A 12,428-nucleotide genomic window follows, 5' to 3' on the forward strand; every position below is an offset into this window, starting at 1 on the left:
TGCAGGCCTGGTCCCGGTGCCTCGCGACTCCGGCAGGGTTTCGGGCAATCTGCACCGCCCCAAGCGTTACAACCGGCGACTGCGCAGGGTGTTCTACATGGCCGCGCTGTCGAGTCTGCGTTACGAGAACGGGCCCTCGCGGCGGTTCTACGACCGCAAACGCAGCGAGCGTCAGATCCATACCCAAGCCCTTCTAGCCCTGGCCCGACGTCTGGTCGACGTGTTGTGGGCACTGCTGCGCGACCAACGCGAGTTCACCCACGGCAACCCGGCCCCGGTTGCTGCTGCGGCTTGACATGGTCATTGAGAGTCCCTCGGGCAATCGGGACGGACTGACGAACTACGTCCGTCGCCGCGGTACCCGGCAGCGAGCACGCGAAACCGCCCGGCAGGCCGGTTACGTGCTCGCGCTGCCCGCGATGGGAGCGGGATATATCGAGGTCGGCACGCTGTGGCACCACGGGCGATGGATCTCCGAACCCGGCAGCGAAGCCAGTTCCGGTACCCAGCGCCGCACGTAGTTCCCCTCGGGGTCGTAGCGTTCGGCGGTGCCGACCGCTCTCGGGTCGAAACGGCCCGCCTGCTGCCAGGTGAAGCGGTCGCTCCCCGCGTCGTCGAGCAGCCACCGGCGGAAATGCTCCGCGCCGACCCGCCAGTCCACCTGCAGCGTCGTGGTGAGGAAACTGGCGGCGATCACCCGTGCCCGTTCCGGCATCCATCCTTGCGCGGCCAGCTGCCGCATGCCCGCGTCGACGATCGGGTATCCGGTGCGGCCGTCGCGCCAGGCGCCGACGACGACCGGATCGTGCGCCCGCCGCACATCCGTACCCGCGCCGGACCGCGCGAGGTCGGCCCGGGCGACGAGGAACTGGAGATGAAAGTCGCGCCGGGCGAGCTGCCGGGCGAAAGCGCGGCCGTCCGGCGTCGCCATATCGGTGTGGTATGCCATTTCGGCGGCCGACAGGCAACCGAAATCCAGGTACGGCGACAGCCGGGAGCATCCCTCGCCCGTGAGGTCACCGTTGGACCCGCCGCGTGGTTGTCGCCGTTCGGCGGTGCAGCCTCGCCACAGCGCACGACCCGTGATCTCGCCTCCGACCGCCAGCTGCGGTGAAATGGCCGCGTCGCCGAGTTCGTCGAATCTCGGCACGGGATCACTTTCGATGCGGGGAACGATCAATTCCGTGGGCTTTTCCAGCGGTCGCCGCTTCGGCGCCGACAACCATCGGCGAAAATAGGTCGCGAAGTCCGGAACCTCGTCGTCCGGCCGATACGGTCCGCAATCGGCGGGATCCACGGCGGTGAGGGTGGCGGGATGGGTGTGCAGCAGGCAGCTGCGCCGCGCCAGCCGTTCGCCCAGTGCCCGAAGTCGGCATCGGTTGTACCAGGTGGCGTCCTCGGCGATGTGGACGCTGTCGGCGTGCACCTGTGCCGCCACCCGATCCACCGCCTCGACGTAGTCCCCGTTCCGAATCACCAGTTGTCCTCCGGCGCAGCGAAGTTCGGCATCGAGTTCGGCCAGCGCGGCGGAGAGGAAACGCAGTTTGTTGCCGGCCGGGCGAGTGCTGCCGACGAGCCGGTCGTCGACGACGAACAGCGGAACCACCGCCGCGCCCTCGTGTACGGCGGCCAACAGGGCCGGGTTGTCGTGGACGCGCAGGTCACGGGTGAAGAGTGCGATTGTTACGGCCATTCGAGGTTCTCGACGACAGGCATCCGTCGCGGGGATCGACGACGGCGGAATCGGACATTCGGCGGCGTGCCGACGCCGATGCGGGCGGTATCGAAGTAACGAGCTTTACGCCAATGCTGCGCGACGGCGGCTGTCATGTCAAGTCGGGCTCGCGGCCGCGCGCCGGATCAGTGTTCGCGGAACAGATCGGTGAGCCAGGGCTCCAGGTCGGCGCTCAGCGCGGTCAGATCCGGCTCGCCCGACTCGTCGAGCGCATCGGCGGTGAGCTGGCGTACGGCGTAGACGACGCCCATGTACGCGGTGACGGACAACAGTGGCTGCCGGTTGCCGCTGGCGCTCTGCACCAGACCGCGAATGTACTCGGCGAACAGCCGGATCGACTTGCGCCTGCGTCGCCGGGCGGCGGGCCCGAGCCCATCGATCTCCACCTGGTAGGCGCGCGCTACGACCAGGTCGTTCTGCAGGGAACCGAGGTACTGGCCGAGGGAGTCGGCGACGATGGATCTGCGATCCCGGCCCTTGACGTCCGCGGCGGTCAGCTGGGTCAGCAGCACTTGGATGAAGCGGTCGTAGCCCGCGAATACGCACTCGTCCTTGTTGGCGAACGCGTCGTAGAACGCCGCCAAGGACACCCCGGCCCGCTTGGCGACATCGGTGGGACCGAAGCCGGCGTAACCGCGGGCGGCGAGCAGTTCGGTAACGGCGACCAGCAACCGTTCCCGCTGCGCCGCCATCACCTGCTCTCGCCCCAGATTGTGGCGCCCCCGCGGCAACGCGGCGGGAAGTGTGAAGAACACTCCGTCTCGCACCGGAACGATCGGTGCGTCAGCGTCGGCGGGCGCGGCGGACACCCCTGCAGACTACCGAGCCGGTCGGACCCGGGTATGGGTGCGGCTTCAGTGGGTAGCCGCAGCACATGACCGACACACCACTCGCACTCGTCACGGGAGCCTCCAGCGGTATCGGTTTGGAACTGACCCGGCGGTTCACCGAACACGACTACGACGTCGTGATCGCGACGGAGGACGACGCCATTCCCGCGCCCACCCGGCCCGACGTCCGTTGAACCCGGAAGGGCACACGGCGGAGCAGGTACAACGGACCGCGAGCGACGCCCTGGTCGCCGACGGTGTACACCTCCTGCCCGCCGATGTCACCACCGCGAGTCTCGAGCTGGAGCCGGCCGACTGGGAACGATTTCGCCGGCACTGGGAAGACTTGCACCCGGACGTCTACGCCGACGCCCGTGGCACACGCAGGCTGCGCCGGTACGGCCGGTTCTCGCTCACCGGTCCGGCCGGTCGGATCGGCCTGCTGTCGTCGGATTCGTTCGTGCAGCCCGAAGAATCCAACCCGCTCTATATCGGCGTGGACCGCACTTTCGAGCCCTTGACCGACGCATTCGTGACCGACCCTGTTTTCGTGGCGGTGCTGCGACTGCTCGCGCGATTGGCCACGGCGCTGGACGCCCCGGCGCGGTGGAGCGCGAAAGTCCATCCCTTTCGGGTCATCGCCTCGGCGGACGCGCACGGCCTGCCTACACCGGAAGGCCGCCACCGCGACGGCGTCACCTTGGTCTCCTCGCTCCTGGTGGGACGGCAGAATGCCCGGGGCGGTGCGAGTTCGGTGTTCGATCCGAGCGGACGACGACTGCTGCGGACCACCCTCGATCGGCCGGGAACGCTGTTGCTGGGCGATGACCGCCGCACCTTGCACAGTGTTTCGCCGGTGCGTCCGATGGATCGGAGCCGCCCCGCCTATCGCGATGTCCTGGTGGTGACGTTCGCGCCGGGCTGAGGACCGCCGAATCGTGGTCATCGCCCGATCCGTCGTCGACCATGGCGTGGCCCGGATGCTCGCCTGCCCGGGCCACGCGCAATCGGTCAGCCGAGCGGCAACTCCAGGCAGGACGGGGCGCCATCCGGTGCACTGACGGTGATCGTCGAACCGGCCTTGTTCGCGCTGGAATACAGCGGATCCATGCCGTCGAGGACGAGCATCAACCGATGGCCGTCAGGGAGATCGTAGGCGGCTGCTTGCAGCTCCCACGAAACGGTCGCGGGCAGACCGGACTCGATCGTCTTCGGTTCGTGGGTGATGATTCTCGCCGAGCCGTTCTCGTCGACATCGAGCAGATAGGCGATCACTGTCGCGGACTCGTCGGTGCTGTCGATGGTCGCTTGCAACCGCGGGATCCCGCGGATCTGCCTGGCGACGCCGCCTCGCGCCGCGAGCAGCGGCCCGGTCGACCAGACGAGGGCATGACCGCGGTCGATCTCATCGGTCCGGTAGATCTTGGGATTGCCGGACCACTCCTGCTGGCCTGTCGTCATGAGCTTGTCCATGGCGACGACCTCGGGCTCCTCACCCACCGTGAAACTGCGTTGCCAACCTCCCGTGGCGTCGGGGGTCAGCACACCGTCGCCGCCCTCACGCGCATCGGTCAAGGTCAGTACTTCCGTGTCGGTGGTGACGTCCGCCCACGAGGCCTTCTCCTCGCGCCGCGCCGGTTCGATGATCACGTTCTGACCGTTCCCCGCGCCCGGAGTGGTCACGTAGGTGAACATGACCTGATTGCTGATCTCCGGCCACGTGTCGACGCCGTTGTCCTCCTCCTTCAGGTAGTGATCGAGCCAGGCGTACGCCTCGCGCAGTGGCTCGTTCGGTGCTACGCCCGGCATGGGTGGAGCGATCAGGCCGGAGCCTTCCGGTGCCGCGTGGTCGCCGATCCACATGTTCAGCCGTTTCGGGCGCGGAAGCTTCTCGAAGGTCTCCAGCACCTGGTTGACAGGAAAAAGGCCCTCGTGCCAGGTATTCGAGAAGAAGGTCGGAATGTCACGGGAACCGGCATAGCGTTCCGGCGAACGTTCGGTGCCCCACTCGACGACCGGATCCATGTCCACTCCCTCGGCGAACTTCGCCAGGATCTCCAGCGCCTTTTCGTCGAACTTCTCCGCCTGCTCGCCACCGGTCAGGCCGATCAGCGCCTCGACGGCCTTCAGATGGCGGGTGCCGTTGTCGTACAGACTGGTGGCGAGGTTGCCCCAGGTACTGAGGGCGACGACGACGACGACCCGGTCATCGTGCGCGGCCACGAGCTGGCTGATGCCCGAGCCATAGGACTCACCCATGAAGGCGATGCCGCTGGGGGCGAGCTCGTCTATTGCGTATTGGAGCACTTTCTCGCCGTCGGCCCGGTCCGAGGGACCGGCGACATCGACGGTTCCTTCGGACGTGCCGAACCACGGCAGGTTGGTTCCCGGTATGGCCGACCAGCCGATTCCGCGTGGCGTGTAGGCCAGCACGTGATAGCCCTTCCACGCGAGCGTGAGATAGGCGTACTCGAACAACGGCCAGCCGACAGGTGTCCACCCAGCTGGGAAGACCACCAGCGGGCACGGCCGGGTGGTGATCTGACGCAGCATGTGCGCCGACAGACCGATCCCGCCCGCCCCTTCGATGCGCGGGAAGGTCGGCACGGCGACGTTCAGCGCCCGGTTCACCAAGTCGTCCACGTCATCGGGCACCAGCCCTTTGCCGCTGCGCTTCTGCACGGCGCTCACCAAGTTGGACGCGAACTGCACCGCTTCCGGGCGCACCTGCCCTTCGGCGTCCCAGGGCCCCTGGACTGCGATCCGTGCGAGCTGTTCGGATGTGGTCCCGACGATCGGATCTCCTTGCGACATCGGCGTCATCGATCCTTCCTGCCAGTTGCTACGGAACTGCGGACCGCAGCAGCGTGACACGACGTGTGATCCGATCCCACCGGATCCGGCAATGCGTTTCTCGTTCGCAATAGACCGTTGACCAGCGGAAACGCTGCAAGATTCGACTATCCGCCGCGACCGGGGCATGAGCACGTTCGATCGTGGGCCGACCGGCGCGGCAATCGGCGGCTGCCGCGCCGGGCAAGGGTCACTGCTTCTCGGCGCCCAGTTTCACCGGAATCGACAGGGGGCCGACGGTGAAGAACGACGGCGAGTAAGGGATTTCGTCGGGGTCGATGGCGAGTTCGACATTCGGCAGCCGACGGTAGAGCGAGGCGAGCGCGAGACGGCCCTCCAGGCGGGCCAGGCCCGCGCCGATGCAGTACCGCGGCCCGTGACCGAATCCGAGATGTCCCCCGCGCTGCTCCCTGGTGATGTCGAACTCGTTCGCGGTCTCGCCGTACTCGGCCGGGTCGATCCCGCAGGCCTGGAACGCGACACCGACCGCCTGGCCCTTAGGGATGGCGACTCCGGCCACGGTCACGTCCGTCAGCGTGAATCGCCAGCTCGTCATCATCACCGAATGGCGGTAGCGCACCGTCTCTTCGACCACATCACCCCAGCGGTCTTCCGCCTTCGCGAGCGCGAGCTGCTCGGGGTGTTGCGACAGCGCCAGAATGGCGTGCCCGAGCAGATGCACCGTGGTCTCGTGCCCGGCCACCAGCATGATCCACAGAACGGCGACCAGTTCGTCGGCCGTGAGTTTGTCGTCCCGATCGCGAGCTTGCACCAGACCGGTGGTGAGGTCGTCGCCGGGCTTTTCCTGTTTCCGGTCCGCCAGTTCGTACAGGTACGTCATCAGCGAGTTCTGTGTCGCGAACGCTTCCTCCGGCGGTGTGGTGTGCGCCAGCAGAGTTGCGGTCCAGCGTCGCAGCCGGTCCCGATCCGGCTCGGGCACCCCGAACAGTTCGCAGATCACCGCCATCGGCAGCGCTTCGGTGAAGGTGGGCACCAGGTCGACTCCGTCACCGGCGGCCACCACGTCGTCCAGCAATCGGTCGATGATCGCCTGGATGCGCGGCTCGAGCGCCTGCACCCGGCCCGGCGTGAACGCCTTGCTGATCAGACCCCGCAGCCGCCGGTGGTCGTCACCGTCCTTGGTGGACAGGTGATCGCCCTGCACGACGGCGCGCAGCGGCCAGTCCTCCGGGATCGAACCGTCGTGCAGGGCCGGCCAATGCTTCGGATCCCGCGCGAAGGTCTTGTTGTCCCCGGCGAGGATCTCACGCACCGCGTCGTGGGTCAGGGCCAGGTAGGCGGGCACGCCGCCGGGGAACTCCACCTCGACCACCGGCGCGATCTCCCGGAGCCGGATGCAGGTGTCCAGCAGATCCTCGTTCGCCGCGGGGAATGCGGGCAGGCTGGTTGTCATCGGTTTCCCTTCTGCGCATGAACCCTTCAGCCGTCGTGATGACGGTCGTTGCACGAGTATCGAAGCGAGTCCGTTCGAGGTGCCGGTCAATTGGCGAATCCTGCCCGCAACCGGAAGTCGAGCGTCGCAAAACGACATTTCGGTGATTGTCCGGCCCACCGCGGCGGGCTCGTCGCCGCGAAAACGGTTAGGGTTTGGGCGATGTCCGTGGGCGGCTGGAGGAATTCGTGGAACTGAAGACGGTGCTGGGGCGCGTCGTGCGAGCGGTGAACGCCGGGGTGGCCGGCATGCTCGACGCGCCGGTACTCGGGCGCCTGCTGGGCAGAGGATTCGTGGTTATCACCTATGTGGGGCGACGGTCCGGGCGGACGTTCAGTACACCGGTCAACTACCGGCGAAAAGCGGACGAGCTCGTCATCGGGGTCGCGTTCCCGGACCGGAAGACGTGGTGGCGGAACTTCCTGGGCGAGGGCGGCCCCATCACGCTCCATCTGAACGGCTCCGACCGGACCGGGCACGCGGTAGCGCGACGCGACGAACGCGGCCGCGTCTTCGTGACGGTACGGCTCGACGACGCGAGCTGATCCGACTCGCCTCGTCCGCATCGGCGGGACACCGCAAGTGCCGCAACGGATTACGGCGCAAACTCCTGGACGCTCGCGGACGGCCTCGTCTGGGCGATGATCGCGGCGCCCATCCAGCGCCGTAGATACCGCCGCAGGTCATCTTCGCCGCGCGGTGGATTGCCCGGGGAAATGAAGAACGACTGCATCGTGCGCAGGACGTATTCGACCAGCTCGTGCAGCGACTCGTCGTCGTATCCGTAACGCGCCCAGTCGACGTCGAAGCGCTTGATCATCGTCATGCCGAAGGCTTGCGCCTCTTCGGAGGTCAGGCTCTCCGGATGGACGTTCGAGTACGTGCTCGACAGCAAGATGCCGAGATGGGGTGTTCGACGGACCTCGGCAAGGGTGTACACCACCCCCTCGGTCATCGCTTCCACGGCGTCCTCCAACCCGCTGACGTGCTGTGTCAGCCGATCGAGGAACCCGTCGACGGAGGCGATCGCCGCCGCGGTCATCAGCGCGTCCGCGCTGGGAAAGTACCGGTAGACCGTCTGCCGGATGACGCCGAGCGACTCGGCCACGTCGGCGATGCCGATCTCCGAACCCGTCCGTCCGATCAGTTCCACCGCGGCGGCGACGATGCGACGCGAGGCTTCCTCGTCGTCCTTCGGCGGACTCCCGCCCCACCCGCGCCTTCCTGCCACTGCCCGCTTCCTCGACTCGAAACCCGTCGCTTGCGAACCCCCTGATGGAAAGCCTGCCGACCCTCCGGATCAAGGGTTCGACCGTATCACAAGGGTGGCGTGGTCCCGGTTCTGACGCAATTCTGATCATACACTTGGACAGCCGTATGTATGATAACTGTAACGCGGCTCGGCGCATCGGGTGGTGCCGCCGGACCGGTTCGTTTTCGGAAAGTCGAGGTATAGCCCAGTGACCGATCTTCAAGTGCGGAAGATGCGCTTCGCATTCGCGGACTACGACGTGCCCTTCTTGTGGAACGAGGAGAATCCGGCCTTCTCGTCCATGGCCAATGCGGTGTCCTTCCTGGCGATCGGCTTCGAGAAGATGATCGTCAACATGATCCGCGAGGCCATGCCCCTGATCACCGATCCCGCGGTCGCCGAGGAAGCCGACGCGTTCGTGCGCCAGGAGGGGCAGCACTCCACCGCCCACCGCCAGCACGCCAATGCCTTGATCCGGCGCTACCCGGGACTGCAGGAGACACTCAACGAAGTGATCGCGGAATTCGACCGCCTCACCGTGAACACTTCGGTCGAATACCGGCTCGCCTACACCGCCGATCTCGAAGCGACGTTCACTCCGGTGTTCAAACTGATGCTCGACAACGACTCGACCTTGTTCCAGCCGGGCGACGACCGGGTGGCGTCGCTGTTCATCTGGCACTTCGTCGAAGAGGTCGAACATCGTAGTTCCGCACTGATCATCTTCGATTCCGTCGTCGGGAGCGATGTGTATCGGATGCGCATGGCGCCGTCGATCTTCCGTCACGTGATGAAGGTGATCCGGTTGGCCTGCGCGGGCTTCAACAAGCATGTCCCGCTGGAGGAGCGACAGGTCGACGCGCTGTCGATGTTCGCGAATTACCGGCGGAGGCAGAAGCTGCGCACGTGGTTGCCGTTCCTGCGGGCCGAGGACAACGGCCCGATGCCGCGTGCGTTCGACCACCTGCCGCTCGGTGAACAACTCGTCGCACTGGCGGGCATCATCCGCAGTCAATTGCCGAAGCACAATCCGGACCACGAGAAACTACCCGAACTGGCCGGCGTGTGGTTCGAACGCTATGACGCCGGCTACGACGTCTCGCACTGGTACACCGCCGACACGGTCGCACGCTAGGAGCCGGGCCGATGGCTGATCATTGCGCACCCACCTTCGACCGTCTCGCGACCATGCTCGGCTTCTCTTGCGAGGAGGCCGGCGGGCCGGTCGAGGTGCGGAACCCTTTCGCGTTGGAGAACTGGACCCTGCCCGTCCTCGAATTCACGATCGTCCTGGGCGCGGTCCTGGCCCTGATCTACGCGATCGTGCGGTTGCGCCGCCACGGTGATCCCACCAACTTGGTGCTCTGGTTCGGGGCGACCGCGTATCTGTTCATCATCGAGCCGCCGCTGTACTTCCCCGCGGCGTTCGGCATCGACGCGCACGTGGACACGATGTTCGCGCACAACCTGTTCACCGTGGAATTCCTCTGGGGCCGATTACCGCTCTACATCATCGCGATCTACCCGTTCATGGCCACCCTCGCGTTCGAATTGGTCAGGATTCTCGGGATCTTCCGGCGCTACGGGGTGCTCGCCGGATCGGTGTGCGTGGGCTTCGTCCACCACGCCTTCTATGAGATCTTCGATCATCTCGGCCCGCAGCTGCGCTGGTGGGAATGGTCGGTCGACAACCCGATCAATCAACCGATGTTCGATTCGGTACCGCTTCCGAGCGTGGTCGTCTTCGCCGCCCTGTGGCCGATGTCGCTCGCCTTCTGCGTCCAATCGTTCGTCGGCCGCCACGTCGATCAGGGCCGGATCTTCTCCGGAGAGCAGCTGGTCGGGCGCACGATCGTCATCGGCATCCTCGCGTCGTTGGGCACAGCGGTGCTGCCCATCCCCGCGACCGTCTTCGGCATGGGTAGCACCACGGTGCGTGGCGTGCTCTACGCCGCCGAACTGATCGTCCTCTCCATTGCCGCCGTGGTGATCCTGAGCCGCCAGTGGCTCCGGCTGCGGCGCGGCGACTCGGACGCGGCGCCCTATACGAACGACTTCGTCCGCATTTACGGCGTGGTGTACCTGGGAGTGATGGCATTGCTCTGGGCGACCGCGTTGCCCGATTTCTTCGCCGCCGTCGACGGTGTGACCAGCGAAGGAGACCCGATCGGGAATCTGTGGTACACCCTCGCGTGCTTCGTTGTCGCGGTTCTCTGCCTGATCGCCGTATTCACCGTGCCCCGGAGAAAGGCGCCCCCGAGCGTTGCTCCTCCCGCCCCGGAAGCCACCGCGAGTTCCACGGTATAGCGGGACCACCGACGCCGTCGGTGACGGGCGGGCGCCGTGGGCACGGTTGCCCGGACCGGCGTGTGACGCCCGGCTCGCTCGGGATTTTCCACGCCGGTGCACTGGTTGTACCAGGGGCCGATATGAGGAGGTCATGTGGCACGGGAGTACAACCGGAATCCCGCGGCGGTCGCCGCCTTGACGCCTGAGCAGTACCACGTCACTCAGGAGAACGGCACGGAGCGGGCGTTCACGGGCGAGTACTGGGACAACCACGAGCCGGGCATCTACGTGGATGTGGTGTCCGGTGAGCCGTTGTTCGCCTCGGTCGACAAGTTCGACAGCGGAAGTGGATGGCCGAGTTTCACCAAGCCGATCGAAGCCGGGAACGTGGTGCGGAAGCGGGACTTCAGCCATCTGATGGTCCGCACCGAGGTGCGCTCGGCACACGGCGACAGCCATCTCGGGCACGTGTTCACCGACGGCCCCCGCGCGGCGGGCGGCTTGCGGTACTGCATCAATTCGACTGCGCTGCGGTTCATCCACCTCGACGACCTCGAGGCGGAAGGCTATGGGCAGTACAGGACTCTCTTCGCGAAGGAGGAGGCGTGACCGACACGCGCAAGGCGATTCTGGCCGGTGGATGCTTCTGGGGCATGCAGGACTTGATCCGCAAGCAGCCGGGGGTGGTTTCGACACGCGTCGGCTACACCGGTGGACGCAACGACCATCCCACCTACCGGAACCACCCTGGCCATGCCGAGGCGATCGAGATCGTCTACGACCCCGCCCGGACGGAGTTCCGGCAACTGCTGGAGTTCTTCTTCCAGATCCACGATCCGACGACGAAGGACCGCCAGGGCAACGACATCGGAAGCAGCTATCGCTCGGCGATCTTCTATCTGGACGACGACCAGAGGCGCGTCGCCCAGGACACCATCGCCGACGTGGACGCCTCCGGTCTGTGGCCCGGCAAGGTGGTCACCGAGGTGACCCCGGCGAGTGAGTTCTGGGAGGCCAAGCCGGAGCATCAGGACTACCTGCTGCGTTACCCGGACGGTTACACCTGCCACTTCCCCCGGCCGGGGTGGAAGCTGCCGAAGCGGCAGACCACCGCCCAGTAGAAGCCGGTGGGTTCGGCGCTTCCGCCGAGCCTTCGGAGCGCACAGTCGACGTCTGCGCCACCACACCCGGGGTGGCGCAGACGTCGCGTTTCACGACGTCCTCCGCCCGCTGCCGCCGGGCATCCAGCCGGACGCCGCGCGCACACTCTGGGCGATACCGGACGGAAACCTCATGCGGGAGAGAACATTTCGACTCAATTCCGGCCGTGCCGGGCTCCCCGCCGTGGGGAGAATGCGTGATCGGGCACCGATATGATCGTCGACGCTTGGAGCTCCCGGCCGGTCGACCCGAGGTAGGCAGATGACGCGCAGCGGCACGAAGGTTCTCGATGTGGTGGGCAGTCGCCGGATGGCGGTGGCGACGCTGGCCACCATCACCGGCTTCTACTATCTGTTCGTCGCGTTCACCAATTGCGTCGACACCGACACCAATCGCAACGGCGTGGCCGCTGTGCTGTCGATGAAAGCGACGATCCACAATCCGGGTACGGACTGGCGCGCGATCACCAATGGCAATGTCGCGCTCATCGCCTACATCCTCGTGGTGATCTGGGAATTCCTGATCGCCTTCGTGCTCCTCACGGCGGGAGCCGTATGGGTCAGGGTGCTGACCGGACGGCCGCGCAGGCTGCGAGCAGGTCTGGACGCGGCCGTGAAACTGTCGAGCCTGGGCTGGACCATGGCGGTGCTGCTGTTCTTGGGCGGGTTCCTGACCATCGGCGGCGAATGGTTCCGCATGTGGGCCAACCACGACGTGAACGCCTCGTCGGCCGCGTTGCAGAACTTCCTCATCGCGGGCGTCGGCCTGATTCTGGTTCACCTGCCGGACTCGCAACGCAGCCCGCTCCGCGAAAGTGACGTGGCAGCAGCGGAATCGGACTGGTAATGGGCGGCC

At 66.3% G+C, this 12,428-nt stretch carries 14 protein-coding genes; 9 read left to right on the forward strand and 5 right to left on the reverse strand.

The window, feature by feature from the left end:
• Nucleotides 1-295 (forward strand): transposase (locus ACWEH3_RS10060; RefSeq protein ID WP_450017141.1); only part of this gene is annotated, 295 nt, incomplete at its 5' end.
• A 102-nt stretch (nucleotides 296-397) separates the two neighbouring features.
• Here the strand turns inward: ACWEH3_RS10060 and ACWEH3_RS10065 are convergent.
• The gene (locus tag ACWEH3_RS10065; RefSeq protein ID WP_450019023.1) at nucleotides 398-1,693 is read right to left on the reverse strand and encodes an FAD-binding domain-containing protein; all 1,296 of its coding nucleotides are present in this window, start codon (nucleotides 1,691-1,693) and stop codon (nucleotides 398-400) included.
• A 167-nt stretch (nucleotides 1,694-1,860) separates the two neighbouring features.
• The gene (locus ACWEH3_RS10070; RefSeq protein WP_450019021.1) at nucleotides 1,861-2,544 is read right to left on the reverse strand and encodes a TetR/AcrR family transcriptional regulator; all 684 of its coding nucleotides are present in this window, start codon (nucleotides 2,542-2,544) and stop codon (nucleotides 1,861-1,863) included.
• 65 nt (nucleotides 2,545-2,609) lie between these two features.
• On the opposite strand from ACWEH3_RS10070, the gene ACWEH3_RS10075 reads away from it, so the two are divergent.
• Both ACWEH3_RS10075 and ACWEH3_RS10080 read left to right on the forward strand, forming a co-directional pair.
• Nucleotides 2,610-2,759: a hypothetical protein gene (locus tag ACWEH3_RS10075; RefSeq protein ID WP_450019019.1), complete on the forward strand. Its 150-nt coding sequence runs from the start codon at nucleotides 2,610-2,612 to the stop codon at nucleotides 2,757-2,759.
• A complete protein-coding gene (locus ACWEH3_RS10080; RefSeq protein WP_450019017.1) occupies nucleotides 2,756-3,490 on the forward strand; it encodes a 2OG-Fe dioxygenase family protein in 735 nt (244 codons plus the stop codon). Before ACWEH3_RS10075 ends, ACWEH3_RS10080 begins: the two co-directional genes overlap by 4 nt.
• 86 nt (nucleotides 3,491-3,576) lie before the next feature.
• Here the strand turns inward: ACWEH3_RS10080 and ACWEH3_RS10085 are convergent, their stop codons facing one another.
• Together ACWEH3_RS10085 and ACWEH3_RS10090 are read right to left on the reverse strand one after the other, a co-directional pair.
• Entirely contained in the window at nucleotides 3,577-5,379 is a 1,803-nt protein-coding gene (locus tag ACWEH3_RS10085) for a CocE/NonD family hydrolase (protein ID WP_450019015.1), read from the reverse strand.
• Nucleotides 5,380-5,608: 229 nt separating this feature from the next.
• A complete protein-coding gene (locus tag ACWEH3_RS10090; protein WP_450019013.1) occupies nucleotides 5,609-6,832 on the reverse strand; it encodes a cytochrome P450 family protein in 1,224 nt (407 codons plus the stop codon).
• Nucleotides 6,833-7,119: 287 nt separating this feature from the next.
• On the opposite strand from ACWEH3_RS10090, the gene ACWEH3_RS10095 reads away from it, so the two are divergent.
• Nucleotides 7,120-7,416 (forward strand): hypothetical protein, encoded by a 297-nt coding sequence (locus ACWEH3_RS10095; protein WP_450019027.1) that lies wholly within the window; start codon nucleotides 7,120-7,122, stop codon nucleotides 7,414-7,416.
• A gap of 50 nt (nucleotides 7,417-7,466) precedes the next feature.
• Here the strand turns inward: ACWEH3_RS10095 and ACWEH3_RS10100 are convergent, their stop codons facing one another.
• Entirely contained in the window at nucleotides 7,467-8,102 is a 636-nt protein-coding gene (locus ACWEH3_RS10100) for a TetR/AcrR family transcriptional regulator (RefSeq protein WP_450019011.1), read from the reverse strand.
• A gap of 229 nt (nucleotides 8,103-8,331) precedes the next feature.
• On the opposite strand from ACWEH3_RS10100, the gene ACWEH3_RS10105 reads away from it, so the two are divergent.
• The 5 genes from ACWEH3_RS10105 (at nucleotide 8,332) to ACWEH3_RS10125 (ending at nucleotide 12,419) form a co-directional block, all read left to right on the forward strand.
• Nucleotides 8,332-9,258, forward strand: a complete 927-nt coding sequence (locus ACWEH3_RS10105; protein ID WP_450019009.1) for a metal-dependent hydrolase — start codon at nucleotides 8,332-8,334, stop codon at nucleotides 9,256-9,258.
• A gap of 11 nt (nucleotides 9,259-9,269) precedes the next feature.
• Nucleotides 9,270-10,430, forward strand: coding sequence for a hypothetical protein (locus ACWEH3_RS10110; protein ID WP_450019007.1), 1,161 nt, complete (start codon nucleotides 9,270-9,272; stop codon nucleotides 10,428-10,430).
• Nucleotides 10,431-10,565: 135 nt separating this feature from the next.
• Nucleotides 10,566-11,021 (forward strand): peptide-methionine (R)-S-oxide reductase MsrB, encoded by a 456-nt coding sequence (gene msrB / locus ACWEH3_RS10115; protein WP_355075479.1) that lies wholly within the window; start codon nucleotides 10,566-10,568, stop codon nucleotides 11,019-11,021.
• Complete coding sequence (gene msrA / locus ACWEH3_RS10120) at nucleotides 11,018-11,533, forward strand: peptide-methionine (S)-S-oxide reductase MsrA (RefSeq protein ID WP_450019005.1); 516 nt, start codon at nucleotides 11,018-11,020, stop codon at nucleotides 11,531-11,533. The genes msrB and msrA overlap by 4 nt, the downstream gene beginning before the upstream one ends.
• A 301-nt stretch (nucleotides 11,534-11,834) precedes the next feature.
• Nucleotides 11,835-12,419 carry a DUF2165 domain-containing protein gene (locus ACWEH3_RS10125; protein WP_450019003.1) on the forward strand — a complete coding sequence of 195 codons (585 nt, stop codon included), beginning with the start codon at nucleotides 11,835-11,837 and terminating at the stop codon, nucleotides 12,417-12,419.
• Nucleotides 12,420-12,428 lie beyond the last annotated feature (9 nt).

It is taken from the genome of Nocardia sp. NPDC004718, from assembly GCF_053601535.1.

Coding starts and splice junctions, on each gene's coding strand:
- ACWEH3_RS10095 (WP_450019027.1), top strand. CDS start 7,120: ATGCTCGACGCGCCGGTACTCGGGCGCCTGCTGGGCAGAGGATTCGTG.
- ACWEH3_RS10110 (WP_450019007.1), top strand. CDS start 9,270: ATGGCTGATCATTGCGCACCCACCTTCGACCGTCTCGCGACCATGCTC.
- ACWEH3_RS10090 (WP_450019013.1), bottom strand. CDS start 6,832: ATGACAACCAGCCTGCCCGCATTCCCCGCGGCGAACGAGGATCTGCTG.
- ACWEH3_RS10075 (WP_450019019.1), top strand. CDS start 2,610: ATGACCGACACACCACTCGCACTCGTCACGGGAGCCTCCAGCGGTATC.
- ACWEH3_RS10085 (WP_450019015.1), bottom strand. CDS start 5,379: ATGTCGCAAGGAGATCCGATCGTCGGGACCACATCCGAACAGCTCGCA.
- ACWEH3_RS10125 (WP_450019003.1), top strand. CDS start 11,835: ATGACGCGCAGCGGCACGAAGGTTCTCGATGTGGTGGGCAGTCGCCGG.
- ACWEH3_RS10065 (WP_450019023.1), bottom strand. CDS start 1,693: ATGGCCGTAACAATCGCACTCTTCACCCGTGACCTGCGCGTCCACGAC.